The organism is Solwaraspora sp. WMMA2080 (assembly GCF_027497395.1).
In the GTDB taxonomy this organism is placed as follows: Bacteria; Actinomycetota; Actinomycetes; order Mycobacteriales; family Micromonosporaceae; genus Micromonospora_E.
The window spans coordinates 2,068,861-2,091,894 of the sequence record NZ_CP114910.1; the positions used below are offsets into that span (position 1 = coordinate 2,068,861).

Annotated in this window: 26 protein-coding genes; 16 read left to right on the forward strand and 10 right to left on the reverse strand. The window is 70.4% G+C overall.

What is annotated here, in order from left to right; genetic code table 11:
- Positions 1-127 precede the first annotated feature (127 nt).
- The 8 genes from O7543_RS09375 (at position 128) to O7543_RS09410 (ending at position 8,499) form a co-directional block, all read left to right on the forward strand.
- On the forward strand, positions 128-1,213 hold the full coding sequence (locus O7543_RS09375; protein WP_281554181.1) for a lytic polysaccharide monooxygenase: 1,086 nt from the start codon (positions 128-130) through the stop codon (positions 1,211-1,213).
- Between the two features lie 294 nt (positions 1,214-1,507).
- On the forward strand, positions 1,508-2,350 hold the full coding sequence (locus O7543_RS09380; RefSeq protein ID WP_281554180.1) for a nitrilase-related carbon-nitrogen hydrolase: 843 nt from the start codon (positions 1,508-1,510) through the stop codon (positions 2,348-2,350).
- A 15-nt stretch (positions 2,351-2,365) separates the two neighbouring features.
- Positions 2,366-3,772: a dihydropyrimidinase gene (hydA, locus tag O7543_RS09385; RefSeq protein WP_281554179.1), complete on the forward strand. Its 1,407-nt coding sequence runs from the start codon at positions 2,366-2,368 to the stop codon at positions 3,770-3,772.
- Positions 3,773-3,786: 14 nt separating this feature from the next.
- Complete coding sequence (locus O7543_RS09390) at positions 3,787-4,800, forward strand: TIGR03842 family LLM class F420-dependent oxidoreductase (RefSeq protein ID WP_281554178.1); 1,014 nt, start codon at positions 3,787-3,789, stop codon at positions 4,798-4,800.
- Entirely contained in the window at positions 4,797-5,690 is an 894-nt protein-coding gene (locus O7543_RS09395) for an ABC transporter permease subunit (RefSeq protein WP_281554177.1), read from the forward strand. The genes O7543_RS09390 and O7543_RS09395 overlap by 4 nt, the downstream gene beginning before the upstream one ends.
- Positions 5,687-6,520, forward strand: a complete 834-nt coding sequence (locus O7543_RS09400; protein ID WP_281554176.1) for an ABC transporter ATP-binding protein — start codon at positions 5,687-5,689, stop codon at positions 6,518-6,520. The genes O7543_RS09395 and O7543_RS09400 overlap by 4 nt, the downstream gene beginning before the upstream one ends.
- A complete protein-coding gene (locus tag O7543_RS09405) occupies positions 6,517-7,281 on the forward strand; it encodes an ABC transporter permease (protein WP_281554175.1) in 765 nt (254 codons plus the stop codon). Before O7543_RS09400 ends, O7543_RS09405 begins: the two co-directional genes overlap by 4 nt.
- A 78-nt stretch (positions 7,282-7,359) precedes the next feature.
- Positions 7,360-8,499 (forward strand): ABC transporter substrate-binding protein, encoded by a 1,140-nt coding sequence (locus tag O7543_RS09410; protein ID WP_281554174.1) that lies wholly within the window; start codon positions 7,360-7,362, stop codon positions 8,497-8,499.
- A 142-nt stretch (positions 8,500-8,641) separates the two neighbouring features.
- Here O7543_RS09410 and O7543_RS09415 read toward each other — a convergent pair whose 3' ends face one another.
- Together O7543_RS09415 and O7543_RS09420 are read right to left on the reverse strand one after the other, a co-directional pair.
- On the reverse strand, positions 8,642-8,971 hold the full coding sequence (locus O7543_RS09415) for a helix-turn-helix transcriptional regulator (protein ID WP_281554173.1): 330 nt from the start codon (positions 8,969-8,971) through the stop codon (positions 8,642-8,644).
- Positions 8,968-9,156: a type II toxin-antitoxin system RelE/ParE family toxin gene (locus O7543_RS09420; RefSeq protein WP_281554172.1), complete on the reverse strand. Its 189-nt coding sequence runs from the start codon at positions 9,154-9,156 to the stop codon at positions 8,968-8,970. Before O7543_RS09420 ends, O7543_RS09415 begins: the two co-directional genes overlap by 4 nt.
- A 47-nt stretch (positions 9,157-9,203) precedes the next feature.
- Here O7543_RS09420 and O7543_RS09425 point away from each other — a divergent pair, with 47 nt between their 5' ends.
- The 4 genes from O7543_RS09425 (at position 9,204) to O7543_RS09440 (ending at position 11,894) form a co-directional block, all read left to right on the forward strand.
- Entirely contained in the window at positions 9,204-9,878 is a 675-nt protein-coding gene (locus O7543_RS09425) for a GntR family transcriptional regulator (RefSeq protein WP_281554171.1), read from the forward strand.
- A gap of 157 nt (positions 9,879-10,035) precedes the next feature.
- Positions 10,036-10,608, forward strand: a complete 573-nt coding sequence (locus O7543_RS09430; RefSeq protein ID WP_281554170.1) for a hypothetical protein — start codon at positions 10,036-10,038, stop codon at positions 10,606-10,608.
- A gap of 38 nt (positions 10,609-10,646) precedes the next feature.
- On the forward strand, positions 10,647-11,414 hold the full coding sequence (locus O7543_RS09435) for a glycosyltransferase family 87 protein (protein WP_281554169.1): 768 nt from the start codon (positions 10,647-10,649) through the stop codon (positions 11,412-11,414).
- A gap of 78 nt (positions 11,415-11,492) precedes the next feature.
- Entirely contained in the window at positions 11,493-11,894 is a 402-nt protein-coding gene (locus O7543_RS09440) for a hypothetical protein (RefSeq protein WP_281554168.1), read from the forward strand.
- A gap of 193 nt (positions 11,895-12,087) precedes the next feature.
- Here O7543_RS09440 and O7543_RS09445 read toward each other — a convergent pair whose 3' ends face one another.
- Both O7543_RS09445 and O7543_RS09450 read right to left on the reverse strand, forming a co-directional pair.
- Positions 12,088-12,372, reverse strand: a complete 285-nt coding sequence (locus O7543_RS09445; protein ID WP_281554167.1) for a hypothetical protein — start codon at positions 12,370-12,372, stop codon at positions 12,088-12,090.
- Positions 12,372-12,758: a hypothetical protein gene (locus tag O7543_RS09450; protein WP_281554166.1), complete on the reverse strand. Its 387-nt coding sequence runs from the start codon at positions 12,756-12,758 to the stop codon at positions 12,372-12,374. Before O7543_RS09450 ends, O7543_RS09445 begins: the two co-directional genes overlap by 1 nt.
- Before the next feature lie 387 nt (positions 12,759-13,145).
- On the opposite strand from O7543_RS09450, the gene O7543_RS09455 reads away from it, so the two are divergent.
- Both O7543_RS09455 and O7543_RS09460 read left to right on the forward strand, forming a co-directional pair.
- Positions 13,146-13,688: a UTRA domain-containing protein gene (locus O7543_RS09455; protein ID WP_281554165.1), complete on the forward strand. Its 543-nt coding sequence runs from the start codon at positions 13,146-13,148 to the stop codon at positions 13,686-13,688.
- On the forward strand, positions 13,685-14,473 hold the full coding sequence (locus O7543_RS09460) for a GntR family transcriptional regulator (protein ID WP_281554164.1): 789 nt from the start codon (positions 13,685-13,687) through the stop codon (positions 14,471-14,473). Before O7543_RS09455 ends, O7543_RS09460 begins: the two co-directional genes overlap by 4 nt.
- Positions 14,474-15,205: 732 nt before the next feature.
- Here the strand turns inward: O7543_RS09460 and O7543_RS09465 are convergent.
- The 5 genes from O7543_RS09465 to O7543_RS09485 all read right to left on the reverse strand — a co-directional run bounded on the left by O7543_RS09465 (position 15,206) and on the right by O7543_RS09485 (position 17,779).
- Entirely contained in the window at positions 15,206-15,856 is a 651-nt protein-coding gene (locus O7543_RS09465; RefSeq protein ID WP_281554163.1) for a nucleotidyl transferase AbiEii/AbiGii toxin family protein, read from the reverse strand.
- A 6-nt stretch (positions 15,857-15,862) separates the two neighbouring features.
- A complete protein-coding gene (locus O7543_RS09470; protein ID WP_281554162.1) occupies positions 15,863-16,186 on the reverse strand; it encodes a hypothetical protein in 324 nt (107 codons plus the stop codon).
- A gap of 68 nt (positions 16,187-16,254) precedes the next feature.
- The gene (locus tag O7543_RS09475; RefSeq protein WP_281554161.1) at positions 16,255-16,395 is read right to left on the reverse strand and encodes a hypothetical protein; all 141 of its coding nucleotides are present in this window, start codon (positions 16,393-16,395) and stop codon (positions 16,255-16,257) included.
- Between the two features lie 191 nt (positions 16,396-16,586).
- Positions 16,587-17,186, reverse strand: a complete 600-nt coding sequence (locus tag O7543_RS09480) for an erythromycin esterase family protein (protein ID WP_281554160.1) — start codon at positions 17,184-17,186, stop codon at positions 16,587-16,589.
- A complete protein-coding gene (locus tag O7543_RS09485; RefSeq protein ID WP_281554159.1) occupies positions 17,183-17,779 on the reverse strand; it encodes an NAD(P)H-dependent oxidoreductase in 597 nt (198 codons plus the stop codon). The genes O7543_RS09480 and O7543_RS09485 overlap by 4 nt, the downstream gene beginning before the upstream one ends.
- 52 nt (positions 17,780-17,831) lie before the next feature.
- On the opposite strand from O7543_RS09485, the gene O7543_RS09490 reads away from it, so the two are divergent.
- A complete protein-coding gene (locus O7543_RS09490; protein WP_281554158.1) occupies positions 17,832-18,233 on the forward strand; it encodes a MerR family DNA-binding transcriptional regulator in 402 nt (133 codons plus the stop codon).
- A gap of 15 nt (positions 18,234-18,248) precedes the next feature.
- Here O7543_RS09490 and O7543_RS09495 read toward each other — a convergent pair whose 3' ends face one another.
- Positions 18,249-18,722 (reverse strand): winged helix-turn-helix domain-containing protein, encoded by a 474-nt coding sequence (locus O7543_RS09495; protein WP_281554157.1) that lies wholly within the window; start codon positions 18,720-18,722, stop codon positions 18,249-18,251.
- Positions 18,723-18,921: 199 nt separating this feature from the next.
- Between O7543_RS09495 and O7543_RS09500 the strand changes: the two genes are divergently transcribed.
- Entirely contained in the window at positions 18,922-22,950 is a 4,029-nt protein-coding gene (locus O7543_RS09500) for a S8 family serine peptidase (protein ID WP_281554156.1), read from the forward strand.
- The last annotated feature ends 84 nt before the right edge of the window (positions 22,951-23,034 follow it).

A 23,034-nucleotide genomic window follows, 5' to 3' on the forward strand; every position in this document is an offset into this window, starting at 1 on the left:
GGGAGCAGGGCAACTCTCCGCAGGACCGTGACGCGCAGCGCACATCCGTGCGCGCTCGCGGGCGACGATCCGTGCTTTCGCTACCGCGCCCCGTACCGGCGCGCACCAACCGAGGTTGGAGTCTGTAATGCCCACACTCACCACCACCGGCCGGCGACCACTCGCGCTGTACGCCCTGGTCGTTGCCGTCGCCGCCGGGCTGCTGCTGACCACCGCACTGGCCAATGTCGCCTCGGCCCATGGATCAGTGCTCGATCCGGCCTCCCGCAACTACGGATGTCTCGACCGCTGGGGCGGGAACCACATGGCACCGGAGATGGCCACCGAGGATCCCATGTGCTATCAGGCATGGCAGGCCAACGCTGCCGCCATGTGGAACTGGAACGGCCTCTACCGCGAAGGCGTCGGCGGCAACCACCAGGGCGCCATCCCGGACGGCCAGCTCTGCAGCGGTGGACGCACCGAGGGCGGCCGCTACAACGCCATGGACGCCATCGGCAACTGGCGGGCCAAGTCAATCAGCAACTCGTTCAGCGTCCGATTGTTCGATCAAGCCAGCCACGGTGCCGACTACATCCGGGTGTACGTGACCCGGCAGGGCTTCAACCCGATCAGCCAGGCACTGGGCTGGGGCAATCTGGAGCTCGTCGCCCAGATCGGCAACACGCCGGCGTCGCAGTGGCAGAGCGTGCCCAGCGGGGTGCAGATCGACATCCCGGCGACCGCGCCGGGGCGCACCGGCCGACACATGGTCTACACCATCTGGCAGGCCAGCCATATGGACCAGTCCTACTACTTCTGCAGCGACGTGAACTTCGGCGGCAGCAACCCGCCGCCCACCACCGCACCTCCGACCACGCCGCCGCCCACCACGGCCCCGCCCACCACCGCACCCCCGACCACGCCGCCGCCCGGATCGGCCGGATGTACCGCCTCCTACACGGTCGCATCGAGCTGGTCCGGCGGCTTCCAGGGTGAGGTCCGGGTGACCGCCGGCTCCTCGGCGATCAGCGGCTGGACGGTGACCCTGGCCTACCCGAGCGGGCAGACCGTGCAGCAGGCGTGGAACGCCACGGTCTCGGCCAGCGGGTCGACGGTTACCGCCCGTAACGTCGCCTACAACGGCAGCCTCGGCGCCGGTGCCAGCACCAGCTTCGGGTTCATCGGCTCGTCGTCCGGCGGCACCCCGTCGGTGACCTGCAGCGCCTCCTGACGGCGTACCGGCCACGCAAACACCCGACCGGGGCGGTGTCGCGACTCGCGACACCGCCCCGGTCGTCATGTCCGGCCCGCCACAGATCGACTCTCGTCGACAGTGGTCGACCACATAACACATTCGAAACAAGCGGTAACACGGACATGATTGTCAGCCATTGCCGGCGTGGTTACAGTCGTACCTTCTCGCCAGCCGGGAAGCGCAGCTCACGGCCGGCGGGCCGGGTCAGCCATGCTGTCCGCCAGTGGATCGACGGTGCCGGGAAACCGCCGCCGCAGAAGGGATCCGCCCATGTCAGGAGTCGTCCGCGCCGCCATCGTCCAGACCGCCTGGACCGGCGACAAGGAATCCATGATCAAAGCCCACGAGGAGTACGTGCGGCAGGCGGCCGCCGCCGGCGCGAAGATCATCTGCTTCCAGGAGCTGTTCTACGGGCCGTACTTCTGCCAGGTGCAGGAGAGCGAGTACTACGCGTACGCCGAGTCGATCCCCGGGCCGACCACCGAACGCTTCGCCGCCCTGGCCGCCGAGCACGGCATGGTGATGGTGCTTCCGATGTACGAACGGGAGCAGGCCGGCATCCTCTACAACACCGCCGCGGTGATCGACGCCGACGGCAGCTACCTGGGCAAGTTCCGCAAGACCCACATCCCCAACGTCAAGGGCTTCTGGGAGAAGTTCTACTTCCGCCCCGGCAACCTCGGCTACCCGGTCTTCGACACCGCCGTCGGCCGCATCGGTGTCTACATCTGCTACGACCGGCACTTCCCGGAAGGCTGGCGGGCGCTCGGCCTGGCCGGCGCACAGATCGTGTTCAACCCGTCGGCGACCAGCCGCAGCCTCTCGTCGTACCTGTGGAAGCTGGAACAGCCGGCGGCGGCGGTGGCCAACGAGTACTTCATCGCCGCGATCAACCGGGTCGGCGTCGAGGCCGACTACGGCGACAACGACTTCTACGGCACCTCCTACTTCGTCGACCCGGAAGGCAAGTTCGTCGGCGACACCGGGGACCCGTACCAGCCGGAGCTGATCGTCCGCGACCTCGACCTCGACCTGATCGAGACGGTCCGCAACCGGTGGGCCTTCTACCGCGACCGCCGCCCGGACGCCTACGGCGACCTGGTCCAGCCCTGACCGGCGGAGGAAGCCATGAGTCTGCTGATCACCGGCGGCACCGTCGTCGGACCGACCGGACCGTACGCCGCCGACGTGCTCGTCGACGGCGAGACGATCGCCGCGATCTTCGCCCCCGGCACCGGACCGACCGACGGGGTCGAGGTCCTCGACGCGGCCGGCAAGTACGTCATCCCCGGCGGCGTCGACGTGCACACCCACATGGAACTGCCGTTCGGCGGCACGTTCGCCAGCGACACCTTCGACACCGGCACGAAGGCCGCCGCCTTCGGCGGCACCACCACGATCATCGACTTCGCGGTGCAGCGCGCCGGTGAGGTGGTCGGCGACGGACTGACCGCCTGGCACGCCAAGGCGCAGGGCAACTGCCACGTCGACTACGGCTTCCACATGATCATCGGCGGGGTGGACGACGAGTCACTCAAGGCGATGGACTCCCTGGTCGCCACCGAGGGGATCACCAGCTTCAAGCTGTTCATGGCGTACCCAGGTGTGTTCTACAGCGACGACGGGCAGATCCTGCGGGCGATGCAGAAGGCCCGCGACAACGGCGCCATGATCATGATGCACGCCGAGAACGGCATCGCGATCGACGTGCTGATCGGGCAGGCCCTGGCCCGGGGCGAAACCGACCCGGTCCACCACGGGCTGACCCGCCCGTCCGCGCTGGAGGCCGAGGCGACCAGCCGGGCCATCGCGCTGGCCGGGGTCGCCGCCGACTGCCCGCTCTACATCGTGCACCTGTCCGCCAGCGAAGCCCTCGCCGCCGTCGCGTCCGCCCGCGACGCCGGCCGCAACGTGTTCGCCGAAACCTGCCCGCAGTACCTCTACCTGACCCTGGAGGACCAGCTCGGCGCGCCCGGCTTCGAAGGCGCCAAGTGGGTCTGCTCCACCCCGCTGCGCAGCAAACACGAACCGCACCGCGCCGACCTGTGGCGCGGCCTGCGCACCAACGACCTGGCGGTGGTCTCCACCGACCACTGCCCGTTCTGCTTCAAGGACCAGAAGGAACTCGGCCTCGGCGACTTCTCCAAGATCCCTAACGGGATCGGCGGCGTCGAACACCGGGTCGACCTGATCTACCAGGGCGTCGTCGACGGCAAGCTGTCCCTGGCCCGCTGGGTGGAGACGATCGCCACCACCCCGGCCCGGATGTTCGGTCTCTACCCGCGCAAGGGCGTCATCGCCCCCGGATCCGACGCCGACATCCTCGTCTACGACCCGGCCGGCCGGACCACGATCTCGGCCGCCACCCACCACATGAACATGGACCACTCGTCGTACGAGGGTTTCGAGATCACCGGCAAGGTCGACACCGTGCTGTCGCGGGGCACCGTCCTGGTCAGCGGCGACGGCACCTACCACGGACGCGCCGGCCACGGCCGCTACCTGCGCCGCGGCCTGTCGGACTACCTGCTCTGAAGGGGGTACGCCAGATGGACTTCGGCGTCGTGTTCCAGTGTGACCCGCCCGGCCGCGAGCTGGTGTCGCTGGCCCAGCAGGCCGAGCAGGCCGGCTTCAGCCATGTGTGGACGTTCGACTCGCACGTACTGTGGCAGGAGCCGTTCGTCATCTACAGCCAGATCCTCGCCGCCACCACATCGGTGACAGTCGGGCCGATGGTGACCAACCCCAGCACCAGGGACTGGACCGTCACCGCGTCGACGTTCGCCACCCTCAACGAGATGTACGGCAACCGCACGGTCTGCGGCATCGGCCGGGGCGACTCGGCGGTCCGGGTCCTCGGTGCCCGCCCCACCACCCTCGCCGAGCTGCGCGAATGCGTCACCGTCATCCGTGACCTGGCCGCCGGGCGGACCGTACGCTACCGCGACCGGGACATCACCTTGCCGTGGGTCAGTGACGGGGCGCTGGAGGTCTGGGTCGCCGCGTACGGGCCGAAGGCGCTCGCCCTGGCCGGCGAGGTCGGCGACGGCTACATCCTGCAGCTCGCCGACCCGGACATCGCCGCATGGATGATCGGCGCGGTCCGGGCCGCCGCCGAACGCGCCGGCCGCGACCCGGACGCGGTCACCTTCTGCGTCGCCGCCCCCGCCTACGTCGGCGACGACCTGGCCCACCAGCGGGACCAGACCCGCTGGTTCGGCGGCATGGTCGGCAACCACATCGCCGACATCGTCGCCCGCTACGGCGGCGACGGCAGCGCGGTGCCGAAGGTGCTCACCGACTACATCGCCGGCCGGCAGGGCTACGACTACGCCGAACACGGCCGGGCCGGCAACACCCACACCGACTTCGTACCGGACGAGATCGTCGACCGGTTCTGCCTGCTCGGCCCGGCCGAGGAGCACCTGCGGCGGCTCGCCGAGCTGCGGGAGCTCGGCGTCGACCAGTTCGCCGTCTACCTGCAACACGACGCCAAGCAGGAAACCCTGACCGCGTACGGCGAGCAGATCATCCCCGCGTACCGCCGGGTGGTCGCGTCTTGACCAGCGGCCCGACCAGCAGCTGGGCGCGGCGGGCCGGCGTCGCCGGGGCCGCGCTGGGCGCGCTCGCCCTGGCCGCCGCAGTCTGGGAGGGCTACAAACTGGTCGGCGACCCCGACGGTACGGACCTGTTCGGCGTACCGCTGCTGCCGCGCGCCGACGACGCCGCCATGCCGCACCTGGCCGACGTGGTCGCCGGCCTCGGCGACGTCGACGTCGCCGCCGGCCAGCCGGTGTGGCGGGTCGTCGTCGACGCCTGCCTGTTCACCCTCGGGGTGACCGGCGTCGGGTTCGCCGCCGGCACCCTGGTCGGGCTGATCCTGGCGGTGGCGATGCAGCGGCTGCGGATCGCCGAACGGGGACTGCTGCCGTACGTGGTGCTGTCGCAGACCGTGCCGTTGGTCGCCCTCGCCCCGGTGATCGCCGGCTGGGGCGGGCGGCTGTCGATCGGCGCCTACCCGTGGCAGCCGTGGATGTCGGTCGCGGTGATCGCCGCGTACCTGGCGTTCTTCCCGGTCGCCGTCGGCATGCTGCGCGGCCTGCAGTCACCACCGGCCGCCGGGGTCGAGCTGATGCGCAGCTACGCGGCCGGCTGGTGGCGCACCTTATGGAAACTGCGGGCCCCGGCCGCGCTGCCGTACCTGTTCCCGGCGCTACGGCTGGCCGGGGCGGCGGCCGTGGTCGGCGCCGTCGTCGGGGAGATCTCCACCGGCACCCGGGGCGGCATCGGCCGGCTGATCCTGGAATATTCGCGGCAGGCGACCAGCGCCCCGGCGAAGGTGTACGCGGCGATCCTCGGTGCCGCCGCGCTCGGCCTGGTCGTCGCCGCCACGGTGACCCTGCTGGAGCTGGGGCTGACCCGCCACCAGCGGCGAGTGGCGGTGACCGGATGAGCAATGAATTCGCCGTCGAGATCACCGGGGTCGACAAGGTCTTCAACGCCGGCCGGGCCGACACGGTCACCGCGCTGACCGGGGTGGAGCTGACCGTCGGGCGGGGCGAGTTCGTGTCGCTGATCGGGCCGTCCGGCTGCGGCAAGAGCACCCTGCTGCGGCTGATCGCCGACCTGATCACCCCGACCGCCGGCACGGTCACCGTCAACGGCAAGGCCGCCCGGCAGGCCAGACTCGACCAGGAGTACGGCATCGCCTTCCAGCAGGCCGGGCTGTTCGACTGGCGGACGGTACGGCGCAACGTCGAACTGCCGCTGGAGCTGCGCGGGGTGCGGCGGACGCAGCGCAGGGAACGGGTCGACGAGATGCTGCAGTTGGTCGGGCTCGCCGACTTCGCCGGCCACTACCCGGCTCAGCTCTCCGGTGGCATGCAGCAGCGGGTGGCGATCGCGCGGGCGCTCGCCGTACACCCGCCGTTGCTGTTGATGGACGAACCGTTCGGTGCCCTCGACGAGATGACCCGCGAACGCCTGCAGGACGAACTGCTCGGCATCTGCGCCCGCACCGCGACCAGCACCGTCTTTGTCACCCATTCGATCTCCGAGGCGGTGTACCTGTCCGACCGGGTGGTGGTGATGTCGGCCCGGCCGGGTCGGATCACCGCCATCGTCGACGTCGCCCTCGGCGAGCGCACCGAGCAGACCCGGCAGTCGGCGGAGTTCTTCGCCGCCGTCACCGAGGTCCGCCGGGCGTTGCGCGGCACCGACGCGCCGGCTACCGGAGCCGCGCCGGCCTCGGCACCGGCGGCTGCCGAATCGGCGGCGCAGTGAGGTCGTTGCGGGCGGCCGGGCCGCCGGTCGCCGTCGGGCTCGTCGGGCTGGCGCTGTGGGAAGCGACGGTACGGCTGGGCCGGGTCGCCCCGTACGTGCTGCCGTCGCCGTCGGCGATCGCCGAACAGTTCTGGGCCAGCCGCACGGTGGTGCTGACCGCCGGGCTGGCCAGCGGCACCAACGCGCTGATCGGCCTGCTCGCCGGGGCGACGCTCGGGGTGGCAGTGGCGTTGGCGGTGAGCCGGCTGCGGCTGCTCAGTGAGGTGTCGGTGCCGCTGGCGGCGCTGGTCAACGCGCTGCCGATCATCGCGCTCGCCCCGGTGCTGAACAACATGTTCGACGCGGCCAGCAGCGTGCCCCGGCGGATCGTCGTCGGCCTGGTCGCGTTCTTCCCGGTCTTCGTCAACACGCTGCGCGGGCTGCGCCAGGTGCAGCCGATCCACCGCGAGCTGATGGCCAGCTACGCCGCTGGCGGCTGGACCTTCGCCCGGCTGGTGCGGCTGCCCGGTGCGCTACCGTTCGTCTTCACCGGGCTGCGCCAGGCGTCGTCGCTGGCGGTGATCGCGGCCGTGGTCGCCGAGTACTTCGGTGGGCTGCAGGACGGGCTGGGGGCGCGGATCACCTCGGCGGCGTCGCTCACCGCGTACCCCCGGGCCTGGGCGTTCGTGGTCGGCGCCTGCCTGCTCGGCCTGGTCTTCTACCTGGCGACCCTGGCTCTGGAACGCCTCGCGATGCCGTGGCGCACCGGCCAGACCCCGTGACCTCCGCTTCCCCTGGCGCTCCCGTCCGCGCGCCGCAGTCCCCCGCTCCATCATCGCGACCAGGAGGAACGACGCCAGATGAGAAGACGGATGGCCGCCGCGGCGGCGCTGACGGGTGCCGCGCTGCTGATCAGCGCCTGCGGTACGGCGGACGAGGAGCCGGAGGCTGGTGGCGGTGCCACCGACGGCACCACCACGGTGAAGGTCCAGTTGCAGTGGTTCTTCCAGGCCCAGTTCGCCGGCTACATCGCCGCCGTCGAAAAGGGCTTCTACGAGGAGGAGGGCCTTGACGTCGAGCTGCTCGAAGGTGGGGTGGACATCGTCCCGCAGACGGTGCTCGCCCAGGGGCAGGCCGACTACGCGATCGCCTGGGTGCCGAAGGCGCTCGCGTCGCGGGAACAGGGCGCGCAGATCACCGATGTCGGGCAGATCTTCGCCCGCTCCGGCACCTACCAGGTGGCGTTCGCCGACTCCGGCATCACCGGGCCGGCGGACCTGCGCGGCAAGAAGGTCGGCAACTGGGGCTTCGGCAACGAGTTCGAGTTGTTCGCCGCGATGACCCAGGCCGGGCTGGACCCGGGTGCCGACGTGACCCTGGTGCAGCAGCAGTTCGACATGCAGGCGCTGCTGCGCGGCGACATCGACGCCGCCCAGGCGATGAGCTACAACGAGTACGCGCAGCTGCTGGAGGCGGAGAACCCGGACACCGGTGAGCTGTACACGCCGGAGGACTTCTCGGTGCTCGACTGGAATGATGTCGGGACCGCGATGCTGCAGGACGCCATCTGGGCCGACACCAGCAAGCTCGACGACCCGACGTACCAGGAGCAGACGGTCAAGTTCCTCACCGGCACCATCAAGGGCTGGGCGTTCTGCCGGGACAACCCGGAGGAGTGCCGGGACCTGTCCGTCGCGGCCGGGTCGACGCTGGGCGCCAGCCATCAGCTGTGGCAGGTCAACGAGGTCAACAAGCTGATCTGGCCGTCGACCGGCGGGATCGGGCTGATCGACGAGGCGGACTGGGCGCGTACGGTCGAGTTGTCGCTGGCCACGAAGAACCAGGACGGCCAGACGGTGCTGACCGCCGAGCCGGAGGGGTTGGCCTACACCAACGACTACATCACCGAGGCGCTCGAAGCGGCGGAGGCGGACGGCGTCGACGTCACCGGTGCCGACTTCACCCCGCTGACCGTGACCCTCAACCCCGGCGGCGCCTGAGCACCTGCTCTCTGGGAGTCGACGAGTACGCAGGCGCACATTGATGCGGTGACCGGGCCGGTGGCAACTGCCATCGGCCCGGCCGTCGATCCCGTAGGCATCCCCCGTCGAGACAGGGTGGTGGCGCCACCGGGTTTCTGGACTACGCGACGTCCAAGCGGACGTTCCCGATTCGCGCAACTATGTCGAGGTGCCCGCCAAGGCCCGTGACGTAGGCTCTCAGTGACTCGAGGCTCGTGGCCTCACCGTTCTCGATCTGGCTGATGCGCGCTTGCGACAGGCCCGCAGCCTCGGCCAGCTGCACCTGGGTGAGGCCCAGCTGCTTTCGAATCTCGGCGAGCTGGGCACCGCTCACGGAAGCCAGCATCTGCTGACGCATCGCGGCGCGTTGGGCAACGCGGTCAGGGCTGTCCCACTCAGGGTCGGCCGCCCGCGCCTTGGCTTTGACGTCTCGCCAGTTCGTCGGACTCACTCGTCCTCCTTGAGTAGCCTCAGGTGCTCGTCGAACCTCGCATCGGCCAGCGGGATCGCCGTGTCGTACCAGGCCTGCCACCGGCCAGACTTATCGCCCGCGACGAGAAACACCGCCTCTCGAAACGGATCGAAGGCGAAGATCATCCGGACTTCCGAACCGCCGGTCGATCCCGCTTCCGCCACCCGGTCGGCAGTGACCGGGTCGGTCCGGCAGCGGCTACGGCGAACGGGTGGCGGACGTCCTTCGTGAACGGATCAACGAGGGCGTCTTCCCACCCGGCGTCCGGCTGAGCGAGAACGCCCTCCGCGAGGCGCTCGGCGTGTCCCGCAACACCTTGCGGGAAGCGTTCCGGCTGCTGTCGCACGAGGGCCTGCTCACGCACGAGTTCAACCGCGGCGTCTTCATCCGGGAGCTGACCGCCGCCGACGTGCGAGACATCTACGCGTTCCGCCGGATCATCGAGGGCGCCGCGATTCTCGCCGCCGCCGACGCGCCACCGAGCGCGCTGGACCGCCTCGGCGAGGCGGTCGAGGCTGCCGAGGTCGCCGCCGACGCCAGCGACTGGACGCAGGTGGGTACGGCGAACATGCGGTTCCACCAGGCCGTCGCCGACCTGGCCGGCAGCAGCCGTCTCAGCCGGACCGCGCGTCGCCTGCTGGCTGAGCTACGTCTGGTGTTTCTGGTGGTCCCGGCCGCGCAGGCGTTCCACCAGCCCTACATCCGGTACAACCGGCAGATTCACCAGCTGCTCGTCACGGGCGAGTTGACCGAGGCCCATCGGGTCCTGACCGGCTACCTCGACGACGCCGAACGCCAACTCCTGGACGCTATCCCGCCACAGCGGACCGACGACGCTCCCCCGGCCGGCTCCGGCCGCGCGGCCCCTACGCGTACACCGCGATGAACGTCGTCCTGTGGGTGCTGCAGTGGACACTCGGCGCGGTGACCCTGTCGTCGTTCCTCAGCATGCCCTATCTCATCCGTCGGGGTTACGCACGCCAGCCGATCGGCGCGGCCGCGATGGCGACACGTTCGGGTTGTGTTGCGGCATCGGAGTGGTGGTGCCCTGGCTGGCCGGCCAGGCGCGGATCGTCACACCGATCGCTGCCATGGCGATCGGGCTGGTCACGGTCTTCGACAGCCTCACCAATCGGATGGACGCGGCGGACGCCACCTTCAACACCGCGGTGCTGGTGATGGCGGTGACCGTCGCAGCCGGCCGCTTCCACGACCTGAGCTCGGACACCGGTCCGACACCACCCCTGGGCTGGAGCTTGCTCCTCACCAGCACCGCCCTTGTGGTGGTCGCCATCTGGGGCGCCCGGTACGCGATCTCCCCGGCGCTGCGCTGGGCGCAGGCCGTCACCGGACTCGCCAGCGTACTGGTCGTCCTCAGCGCATTCGCCGGCCTCTGGGCGCGACGACCGAGCGTCGGTCGTTTGCCCGCAAATACCCCAAGATCAGTTGATGAAAACCGGGTTTGTGCCGGCGTGTCGCCCGTATTTTCATCAACTGATCTTCGCAACCGGCGACAGGATCGAGGCCAGATGGGCAGCGGCTACACCGACCAGGAGGGGCGCGACACGGGAAAGACAAGGCCGTCCAGTAGAGTCCACTGTACTGACTCAGCATGATGGCTACGGGGCGAGGCATGCACGATGTCCGGTCTGCTATGTCGCACCGGCTGAAGGACACGCCACACCAGCTGCGGGGCAGTGGCTTCGTTCACCCGGTCCGGGTCGCGGTCGCCGTCTGGTTCGCCGCAGCCGTCGTCGCCGTCGCCCAGTCGGCGGCGGCGCTCACCCGCGCCCGGCACGACCGCCTCGCCGACCTCGACGTGTACGTGGAGGCGACCACCGGTCTGCGGCAGGGCACCAGTCTCTACGACTACGCCGCTGCCGGCACCGAGGCGCCGTTCACCTATCCGCCCCTGTCCGGCCTGCTGTTCGTACCGCTGACGCTGATCGACATCGACGTGCTGCGGGTAATCTGGACGGCGGCCACCGTTGCGCTGGTGGCGCTGCTCGCCGTGATCGTGGCCCGCTCCGATGGGATCCACTGGCTCCTGCCCCGGCAGGTGGCACCGGCGGCGATCGCCCTGCTGCTGTTCGCGTCGGCTCCGGTCTCCAGCAACCTCCGGTTCGGCCAGGTCAGCGTGATCCTGACCCTGTTGGTGCTGGTCGACTGCCTGGGGCGTGCCCCGCGCCGGCTGGCGGGTGTCGCCACAGGTCTGGCCGCCGCCGTCAAACTCACCCCGCTGATCTTTATCCCCTACCTGTGGCTCGCTGGCGAGCGACGAGCGGCGGTCACCGCAGCTGGGACCTTCCTCGCCGGTACCGGTCTGGCCTGGCTGATCCTGCCGGGCGAGTCGGCACGGTTCTGGCTCACCGAGATGTGGGACGTCGACCGGGTCGGCAACATCGTCACCGCCGGCAACTAGTCGATCAACGGTGCCCTACTACGGCTGGGAGCACCCGACGACGCTCGTACCCTCGCACTGTTCACCGCCGGGCTCGCGGTGGTCGCGATCGCCCTGGTACGCGGCGCGGTCGCCTACCGGGACGGGGACCGGTTGGCCGGCGTGGTGATTGTCGGCGCCGCCGGCCTGGCGTTCTCGCCGGTGTCCTGGACCCACCATCAGACCTGGCTCGTGCTAGCCGCCCTACTGGTGGTGGGCGAGCGCCGAGGCCGCGCACCGGCCTGGACCGGTCTGGTGGCTGCCACCATGATCCTTCCGGTGATGTCGATGGGCGACGGGCTGCCCACCGCAGACCTGACCGACAACGTCCGGGTGCTGCTCGCGTTGGTGGTGGCCTGCCTGGTCCCGACCGTCGGGGGTCGACCAGGGTCCGGTCTTCCTGGGCGGGCCGAGGTGCCCAACCTCACTGCCCGACGCTTTAGGACGGCGGCTTGGCGGTAGTCAGTTCGCCGCAGCGGGGGCACCAGCGGCTCTTCACCTTGAACGAGAACAGCCCGGCGAGGTAGCCAAGCAACACGGCACTGGTCAGGGCACAAACGTCCATCGTGATCCACTTTCCACTGGGTCTGGAATGGGGTCGGGCTCGTGGTTGCCGCCACCGGCCCGACCCCGGCTCGCGCAGACGGCGGGCGGGTTATGGGTGTGCGGCTGGCAAGGGATCGACGCCGTTGGGTGGCCGGTGCCGCTGCAGCACCCCGGGGCGGGCCAGCGCTGACTTGTAGACGCCGATCGCGGCCATCCGCCCGTCCCGCCCGGCCAACGTGATCGTGGCGAGGATGCCCACCACCGGGGAATCGACGTCGTCCAGGCCGTTCCGGATGTCGGAAACCCGGACCGTCATCGACCGGTCGCCGAACACCCAGTCGGCCTTGCCGAGATGCAGCGTGTCACCGACCCGCAGGAGATCACCGTCGGCCATCAGTCGTCCCGCCCGTCGTGGACGTACCCGTCCGGCCACAACCCGGCGTACTGCAACACCGCCCGCACCCGACGCGCCTTGACCTGATCCCACCGGTCCAACACCGCCAACGCGCCGGTGAACGGGGGACACAGCGCCGGCCCGTCGCACGCCCGGCACTCGGCCAACCGGCTCGGCATGTGCACGGCGACCGTCTCCCGCGCCCGGTCCAACACGTCAGCGTCCGGCCGGTTCCGCATCGCCGCCGCCACCTCGTCCAGCACCGCCCGCTCGGCGTCGACAGCCGGCCGTTCGGCGTCCGGCGCAGACGCCACCCCGCGCGCGGCCAGCAGCCGGAAACGCGGATCACTCCCGATGTCCGTCTGCCCCGGCGTCCGTCGCGGCAACGGCGGCCGGTTCGGCGTCGGACCTTCATTGCGAACGACGTACGGCGACCCGCCATACCTACTGCGGGGACCTTGGTTCCTGGTCAAGAGCTTCTCCTTCGCAGGGAGGACTGTTAAGAGGTCTGCGGCAGGTACAGGGCCGAATTCAGGCACAGCGAGCAAGAGCACTGGGGTCACCAGTGCCCTCGATTCAACATCCGTGATCCGTGGGGGCCGGGATCCTTGGCCGACTGACCAGCGCAGGAACCTCAAGTAAGCAGAGCTTATAATGATTGTAATAAGGCTGCAAGTGGCGTTGGCCAACAAGGTTCCCCACCCGAGTACGGTCAGTGAGCCAAGCCGCCACGCATCCGGCACCATGATCGGAGGCAGCAACCGGAGGCAACCATGACAGACCAAGGCTGGACCAGCAGCTCAGACCCGTACCTCGTCGCGCAGCAGCACGACGCGTGGTCCGCCGAGGCCGCCGGCCGGGGACGCGTCGGCACGCAACAGCTACTCGGCGTCGAGACCGTCGACGCGGACACACAGGTCAGACGCGCACTCGGACTCGCCGCCGGCGAACGAGCCGTCGTCCGCCGCCGCCTCATCCTGGAAGACGATCGGCCCGTCGAACTCGCCGACTCCTTCTACCCGGAGCCCATCGTCGCCGGCACCCCACTCGCCGACAACCGCAAGATCAAAGGCGGCGCGGTACGGGTCCTCGCCGACCTCAACCTCGCACCGCATCAGGTCAGCGAGCACGTCACCGCCCGACGGCCGACCGATCAGGAACAGGAACTCCTCGACATCGCCGTCGACGAACCGGTCCTGGTCCTCACCCGCATCAGCCGCGCCGCCACCGGCCAACCCGTCGAGTACGCCGTCATGCGCACCGTGACCAGCCGCTCCACCGGCCACACCTACCAGATGCAGGTCCCACCCGCATGACCAACGAACCCGACCCCGCCGCTGCCAATGACGTACGCGACCGCCAGCGCCAGATCGCGGCCGATCTCCGCCGACAGATCCTCACCGGCGAGTTCAAGCCCGGCGACAAGGTGCCCTCCACGGCCCAGCTCTGCGAGCGGTACGGCGTCTCCAACCTCACCACCCAACGCGCACTCGCCATCCTCAAGAAGCAAGGATTCGTCCGTGGCGAATCCGGCGTCGGCGTGTTCGTCACTGCCAACCAGCCGATCGCCGTCGAAGCGAACCACTACCCGGGCCAGGCCAACAGAGCCACTCCGTACCCGTGGATCAGTGAGATCACCAGTCACGGCCGCCGCAAGACCAGCCGCCTGCTGTCTGTCGACGAGGTGAGACCGCCGGTCGCGGTCGCCGCGGCGTACGACCTCGAACCCGACACCCGCGTCATCCGCCGGCGGCTTCTGCTCCTGCTCGACGACGCCCCGGCCGAGCTGGTCACCAACTACTACCGGACCGACCTCGCACGCGGCACCCCGCTCGCCGAACACCGGCTGATCAGCGGCGGATCGCTGCGCGTGCTCGCCGGACTCGGCAAGCACGCCGGACCAGCCGTTGACGACGTCGAAGCCACCATGCCCACCATCGACGAGTTCATCGCCCTGCAAATGCCCGACGACATGCCCGTGCTACGCCAGTTCCGCACCGTCTACACCACCGACGGCGAACCCATCGAAGTGACCGAGATGATCAAAGCCGCGCACCGACACAAGGCCAGATACCTCCTGCCCGGACCGAACGAAGCCTGACCTCACCGCCCTCCCGCGACACTTGCCAGACCGCCACCGAGGTAGTGGAGGTGGCCACGGTCAAATCCCGCTCGGCTTACCGCAGCAGGCGCACAACAAACCACTGTTCCCCTTGCCGGAGCCAACCGCGTAAGCGAGGATTTCCACATCGACCTGTCGGTAGATGCCGGACGGAGGAGAGATCGCTACGCCGAGCCCAACAGCATCCGTTGAGGACAGACAGCACATAGATGTACGCAAGATTAGGTGCCGGAGTTGTGGTGAAATGTCGATTGCGGCAACCTCCGACACGCCCGGGATCCGGGGGAGGTTGGCGGAAAGATCCCAAACCGCCCCCGAGCTGCGAAGATTCGCCATACGAAGATCATCTAAGCTGCCACCAAGATCATGATCAACAGGAGGTTGTCCCCCAGACCCCCCGTTTGCCCAGGTCAGACCGCCCGACATTTCGGACACGGTCCCCAAGCACACGAGAACCGCGCCGGATTGAAAGCCGTACAGAGGTCGAAGTGCCACCTGCTGACGTGCGGACAAATCAGCCGTTAATGGCTTCGTCGGCCGTCCAGATGTTGAGGAAATGTAGATGCAATCTGGTCTGGCTTGATCAAACACGGATAAGACCGGGAGATCCGCGCCGCATTGCCGACACGCTCAGCCGCGCCCGGGAGCAGGAGAACACACACTGGTCCTCCCCCAAGTGGCCGGAGGACCGTCGCCGAGTTCTGTCCGCCGCTACTGACCGGCACCTTCCACCTCATCGGCCCAAGTGAGCAGCCGCGCGTGCAGCGCGTCGACCTGGTCGGCGGTGAGCTTGTACGGTTCGTAGGCGGAGTCAGGAAATCGCCGTACCGCGCGCAGCGCCCCCGCGAAGATCGACGGGTCGAACCCAGGATCGTGATCGGCCGCCAGCTGCAGTAGCTCGCCGGTGGTGAAGCGGCCATCTTGAATGACCCCGTGTACGTCGATGTAGTCACGGACCTCCGCCCGACCGAACAGAGCACACAGCTTGTTCGCCACCGCGTCTGCGGGATGCAGGACCGGGCCGATCGCGAGCTGGACCGGCGGGTACGCCCGCCAGTCGACACCAAGTTCTACCGTGCTGGCGCTGCCCGTGGCCGGGTCCGCCACCGCCAGTCGGGCGAATGAGGCTCCCTCCCGCTCCACGGCGACGTCCAGAACATCGGCACGGAGCGCCGCCACCACGGCGGCCTGAGCTGCCGGGAAGTCAGACACTGCCGCCATGGTGGTGAACAGGTCCACGTCCTTGGAGACCCGGTCCACGAAGCCGTGCGCCTGCACCGCGTACCCACCGGCCAGGCAGAACCCGTACTCGGCTGCAGCCTTCAACGCGACCCGAGCCAGTCGCTGGTGAAACGGGTCCATCACGGCTCATGCTGCCCTGGGGAGATTCGGGAAACGAGACTCCCACAGCGTCCGGACCTTGGTTGGCAGCCACAGCTGGCGCCACACCCTGGCCAGGGTCGGACCATGGACGAAGGCGCGGAGATCCTCGACCCGCATCGACTCCCGGATCACCCGCTCGTACATAAGGTTGCGCTGGCGATCGTCGGACAGGTCGTAACGGCCCTGCTCAGACCAGTCCAGGCGCAACGGCAGCTCGACCACACCCCCGGTTGGTCCGGCCAGCTCCTCCAGCGAGTCCGGCACGGTGTACGGCCGGCCATCCTCGTACAGCACCCGCGCTTGTGCCATGCCGCCATTATCGCTCACGTCGGTGCTGCTTCACCGTACGGAGGAGTCCGGCGATGGCTGCCGGCGTGTCACCCGGCATGTACGTCCGGCTCTGGATGCTCGATGTACCTGACCGGGCTGACGGTCGGCAAGTGCAGCAGGACTTCCACGGATCCGCCGAGGTCGTCGAGCGCGAAGTAGTGCCGTTCGTCCTCATCGGGGTGGTACATGCCCGAGATGACTCGTACGGCGTGCCGGCCGGCCAGCCACTGCCCGACCGCGTCGGGTTTCGGGGCGGCGGTCAGGTCGACCGCGTACCCCGCGCCCAGCCTGGCCGCGACATGGTCGAGCGTCTGGTCCAGGCTGCCGGGGCGGGGTGCCGGCAGGCGCAGGTCCCGGATGCGGCCGGACCCGAAGGTGGTCAGCAGGCAGCGGTAGCCCGTCCCGAGATGTGCGCGGCGACCCGGATCGTCGCCAGGAGCACCGATATCCGCTCGTGGTCGCGGGTGCCCGCTGTCAGGGCGAGGACCCGGTCGTAGTCGGCGGGCACCGCAGTGGGGCGGACGATCCCACGAATCTCCACGGGATCGGCCGGGTGGTTGGCGTTGTGGGCGCGCAACCAGAGCAGCGCGTGGCGCAGCGACTCGGTGCGCCACGGCCCCCATGCGTCGGCCAGGATCGCCTCGGGACCGGTATCTGACGTCTCCCCGGTCCTGGCCCACCGGTCGAGCCGTGCACCGATCTCGGTGGTGTCCTGGATGACGACGGTACGCACGCCTCGGGTCACCAACGCCTGGAGCAGGTCGGCCTGCAGCTCGCTGACCTCGGCGCTTTCCCGGGTCGTCGGCGCGAATCCGATGACCGTCGGCGCGGCATGCACATCGTGGTCTGCCCGGCTCGGCAGAAGGGCGTCGGCGAGGTCGGTCACGACGTCCCGCCACGGGGTGTCGCCGTACGGTCGCATCGGTCGGGCGTGGGTGGACAGCCAGTCGAGGACCGCCGCCGGAGCGTCGGCGCTCATCGGACGCTCCCGTCGGCGGCGGGCGCGCGGGTGACGTCGAGCGCCCCGGCCAGCTCGGCCAGCATGCGGGCGCGGGTCTCGACGTCTCCAGCCCTGGCCGCGTACCGCCCGTCGACGACCTGGTGCGGTGAGAGGTGCAGCGACGTTCCCACTGGGCGCATCCGCAGCTCCTCGGCCACCTGGCGCAGCTGCGCCACGGCGCGGCCGCCGCCGGAGATCCCGTAGCCGACGAAGGCCACCGGCTTGTCGTTCCACTCGGCGTACAGGTGGTCGAGGGCGTTTTTCAGTACGCCAGGGAAGGAGGCGTTGTACTCGGGGACGACCATGACGTACGCGTGGTAGCTGGCGATCGCGGCGGCCCAGCGGCGCGTGGTGTCGTGCTCGTAGCTGCCGAATACGGCCGCGAGCGGCTCGCCCAGCATCGGCAGGTCGACGGTGGCCAGGTCGACCACTTCCAGGCGGAGCTCCGGCTGGCTGCGGTCCGACGCCACCCACTGGGCGATGGCCGGTGACCGCCGGTTCGGGCGGGTGCTGCCGGCGATCACGCCGACCCGCAGTGGTCCGGTCGGGCCGGCGACGTTGTCCGTTTCCATGCCGCTGACGGTAGAACTTGAACAATAGTTCAAGTCAAGCGACGATGTATCCATGTCCAACGCCACCGCCGCCCCGGCGACCCTGAGCGTGGGTGAGGTCGCGGCAGCCAGCGGAGTCGCCACCTCGGCCATCCGGTTCTACGAACGCCAGGGACTGCTCACCTCGGTCCGTACCAGCGGCAACCAGCGCCGGTACGACGAGTTCGCCCCCTGTGTGGTGCGGATCTGCCGGGTGGCGCAACGGGTCGGGCTCAGCGTGCAGGAGATCGTCGCGCTGTTCGCCGCCCTGCCGGCCAAACCCACCGAGGCCGACTGGCAGCAGCTCACCCGGGCGCTCGTCACCGAAGCGGAGCGCCGCATCGCCGAACTCCACGACGCGCTCGACGACATCGCCTCCGGAGAGCCGCTCTGCACACTACCGACGGGCGGGCGTCACGTACCGATGCCAGGCTGAGACGCAGGACGCCGTTCAGCCGGACACCAGGTGGTAGCCGGCCCCTCGGACGGTGCGTACCCGTGGCCCGTTCGGCAGCGCGGCGAGCTTGCGCCGCAGTCGCTTCACGGTGGCGTGCAGCGCGGCCCGGTCGTCCAGATAGGCGCCGCTCCAGACCGCCTCGAACAACTGCCGATACGTCCACAGCCGCAGCGGTGGGCTGGCCAGCCGCAGCAGCGTCGCCCGCTCCAACGGGGTGAGCGCCAGCGCCTCGCCGCGCCAGGTGACCTCGGTGGAGAGCGGATCGAGCAGCAGGTCACCGAGGTGGGTCGGCCCGTCGGCCACCGCCAATTCATCGGCCACCGCCGTCGACAGCAGCATGGTCCGCAGCTCGGTGAGGTTGTTGACGACCAGTACGGCGCCGAGGTCGTCGACCCGGGACACCAACCGCTCGCGTACCGCCGGGTCGGTGGACACGCACACCACCAACGGCACCTCGCCACCCGTCACCGCATCTCCCCCAGTGTGTTCCCGGGCCAGCCAACCTGCTGAAAGGCCCGACGTCAACGGCCTGGTGGGAGCCCTCCCAGCACCAGTCGCTGTCCCGGTATTGTCCGGCAATTGCCCACCTTGGTGCTTTCACCTGGTCCTCGGGACCCCGAGCATGGCCGGCAGGCGGGATCCGCCTGTCACCACTGTGAGGAGAACGATGATCCATCCACCTGGACGGACCGGCCCGCCACCAGCGGGTATCCGGTACGCCGCCGCGATCGTCCGGTACGTCGCCGCGACGCTGGCGGTCGTGTTCGGCGTCACCGCCGCCACCACGGCCGCCCCTGCCGCGTCGGCGGCCCCGGTCGGCGGCAACGGCGACGCCCCGGCGGCGGTCAGTGCCGAACTGCTGGCCGACCTCGCCGCCGACGGCACCACCAGCTTCATGGTCTACCTGCGGGAGACGGCCACCCTGGACACCGCAGCCCGGATCAGCGACCGGGCCCGGCGCTCCACCGTCGCGTACGAGCGGTTGACCGAGGTCGCCGAGCGCAGCCAACAGGGGCTGACCGCCGACCTGACCCGGCGCAAGGTGCCGTACACCAGCTTCTGGATCGCCAACGCGGTGCAGGTCACCGGGGACCGGGCGCTGGTCGACGCGATCGCCGCCCGGCCGGAGGTGGCGCGGGTGGAGCCGCTGCGCAGCCACGAGCTGATCGAGCCGGTCACGCAGCCGTCCGTCGCCGACGACCCGCAGACCACGTGGGGGGTGGAGCAGATCGGCGCGCCCCGGGTCTGGTCGGAGTTCGGCGTACGCGGCGACACCGTGGTGATTGCCAGCATCGACACCGGAGTCCAGTTCGACCATCCGGCGCTGGTCGCCAGCTACCGGGGGAGCCTCGGTGACGGCACCTTCGACCACGACTACAACTGGTTCGACCCGTCCGGGGTGTGCCCGGACGCGACGCCCTGCGACAACCAGGGGCACGGCAGCCACACCGTGGGCACGATGGTCGGTGACGACGGCGCCGGTACCCGGATCGGGGTGGCGCCGGGGGCGCGGTGGATCGCGGCGAAGGGCTGCGAGTCCCGCAACTGCTCCGACCCGGCGCTGCTGGCCGCCGGCCAGTGGGTGCTGGCGCCGACCGACCGCAACGGCGAGAACCCACGCCCCGACCTGCGACCGGACATCGTGAACAACTCGTGGGGCGGCGGCCAGGCCGACCCCTGGTACGAGCAGGTGATCACCGCGTGGCGGGCGGCCGGAATCTTCCCGGTCTTCTCCACCGGCAACGAGGGGCCGGCGTGCAACACCGCCAGCTCCCCCGGCGACTACCCGAGCGTCTACACCGTCGGCGCGCACGACGTCGACGGCACGATCGCCGACTTCTCCAGCCGGGGCGTGTCCGGGGTGGACGGCCACATCACGCCGGACATCGCCGCCCCCGGGGTCGGCACCGTCTCGGCACTCCCGGGCAGCCAGTACGGCACCGCCGACGGCACCTCGATGGCGGCGCCACACGTCGCCGGCACGATCGCGCTGCTGTGGTCGGCCGCGCCGGCGCTGCGCAACGACTACGACGCGACGGTCGCGTTGCTGGACCGTACCGCGATCGACGTCGACGCCACCGAATGCGGCGGCACGGTGGCGGACAACAACCTGGCCGGCGAGGGCCGGCTGGACGCGTACCAGGCGGTGGCGCAGTCACCCCGCGCGCAGACCGGCCGGCTGACCGGCACGGTGACCGACGCGGCGGACGGCTCCCCGGTCGCCGGGGTGACCGTGACGGTCGCCGGGCGCAGTGTGCAGACCGGACCCACCGGCGGGTACGCGACGTACCTGCCGGCCGGCACGCACACCCTCACCGTCTCCGGGTTCGGCTGGGCCACCCGGACGCTGACGGTGACGGTCGGCACCGCACCGGTGGTCCTGGACGTCGCCCTCGACGCGGTGCCGCTGGTCACCCTCTCCGGTCGGGTCACCGACGGCTCCGGGCAGGGTTGGCCGTTGTACGCGCGGATCGACATCGCCGGTCGGCCCGGCCACCCTGTCTTCACCGACCCGACCAGCGGCCGGTACGCCCTCCAGGTGCCCCGGCACGGCACGTACCAGCTGACGGTGACCCCGCTGTACCCCGGCTACCGGACGGTGACCACCGAGGTGGCGGTCGGCGGCCAGGCCCGGAGGGCGAACCTGGTGGTGGCGGCGCACATCGCCTGCACCGCCCCCGGCTACACGGCCGACACCGGCGCTACGGTCTTCGCCACCGACTTCGCCACCGAGCCGGCCGGCTGGACGGTCGTGGACCGCACCGACGGCGGCGGCTGGACCTTCACCGACCACCACCAGCGGGGCAACCTGACCGGCGGCAGCGGCGGGTTCGCCATCGTCGACAGCGACGGCCACGGCGTCGGCCGCAGCCAGGACACCCTGCTGCACACGCCGATGATCGACATCTCGCAGATCGCGGCACCGGTGCTGCGGTTCCGCACCGACGCGTGGATCGCCGGCAACGGCGACGTCGCCGCGATCGACGTGTCGACCGACGGCACCGAATGGGTCAACGTCTCTCAGGTGACCGAGAGCGTACGCGGGCCGCAGCTGGTGGAGATTCCGCTGGCCCCGGTGGCCGGTGCCGACCAGGTGCAGGTCCGGTTCCGTTACCAGGGCGGGTACAGCTGGTGGTGGCAGGTCGACGACGTGGCGATCGTCGACCGGACCTGCACGCCGGTCGACGGCGGGCTGATCGCCGGGTTCACCAGCGACGCGAACACCGGGACGCCGGTGGTCGGGGCACGGGTCGCCGACCCGCAGCGCCCGGACGAGTACGGCACGTCGGCGGCCACCCCGGCCGATTCTACGGTGCCGGACGGGTTCTACTGGTTCTTCGCCGGAGGGGCCGGGCAGCAGCGGTCGTTCGTTGCCGAGGCGGCCCCGTACCAGCAGCGGAAGCGGACCGCGTCGGTGATCGCCGGCGGTGCCCGGCGGGTCGACTTCGACCTGCGCAGTGGACAGCTGGCAGTCTCCGGCGCACCGGTCGCGGCGGAACTGACGGCCGGCGGCAGCGGCAGCGCCGAAGTCACCGTCCGCAACACCGGGACCGCACCGGTGACGGTGACGGTGCTGCAGCGGCCCGCCGCGTCGGCCACGCCGCCGCTGTCCGGGCAGCCGCCGTGGCAGCGGCTGGCCGACGCGCCGGACGGGTTGTCCGACAACGCCGCCGTGGTGCTCGACAACATCGTCTACTCGATCGGCGGCGGCACCCACCTGGGCACCACCCGGCAGGCGTGGGCCTACGACCTGGTCGCCGACTCCTGGCAGCGGCTGCCGGACCTGCCCCGGGACCGGGGCAAGCCGGCGGTGGCGGCGGTCGACGGCGAGGTGTACGTGTTCGGCGGCTGGGACACCGAGTTCCGGCCGCAGTCGGCGGTCGACGTGTACGACCCGGCGACCGGGGTGTGGCGCACGCTCGCCGGGGTGACCAACCCCGCCCCCCGGGCGGCGGCCGCGGCGGTGGTCGTCGAAGGGCTGATCTACCTGGTCGGCGGCTGCCGGGACGACCTGTGCCGGGCGTCGGCCGACGTGCTCGCGTTCGACCCGGCGACCGGCACGTTCCGGGCCCGCGCCGACTACCCGCACGAGGTGGCGTGGCATGCCTGCGGCGCGATCGACCAGCGGATCTACTGCGCGGGCGGGTACAGCCACGACGGCGACTACGCCGACACCCTCGCCTACGACCCGGACACCGACCGCTGGTCGGCCCGCGCGGCCATGCCGGAGCACGTGACCGGCGCGGCGTACTCGGTGGCCGCCGGCCGCCTGGTGCTGGCCGGCGGCATGCTCTCCGGCGGGGAGATCACCGATCACACCATCGGGTACGACCCGGTGGCCGACGCCTGGCAGGAGCTGGCCCCGACCGGGCAGGCCGCGTCCCGGGGTGCCGGCGCCTGCGGTGGGCTGGCGATCGGCGGCATGTCGCCGCAGTGGGCGGCCGTGCCGTCGATCTCTCAGTGGTCCGGGGCGGACGGCTGCACACCGCCGGCCGAGGTGCCCTGGCTGCGGGTACGCCCGGCCAGCTTCACGTTGGCGCCGGGCGCGTCGAAGGCCGTCACGCTGCGGTTCACCGCCAACGCCGCGACCGGGGTCGACGGGCCCGGCCGGTACACCGCCACGCTGGCACTGCGGGCGCAGACCCCGTACCCGGTGTTGACGGTGCCCGTGGGCTTGACGGTGCGGCAGCGGTAGGTCGTACCCGGTGAGTTGTCCGGGGTAGCTGGTGCGGGGCGGCGATCCATCGACGCCGCCCCGCACCGCCGGTTGTCGGTACGG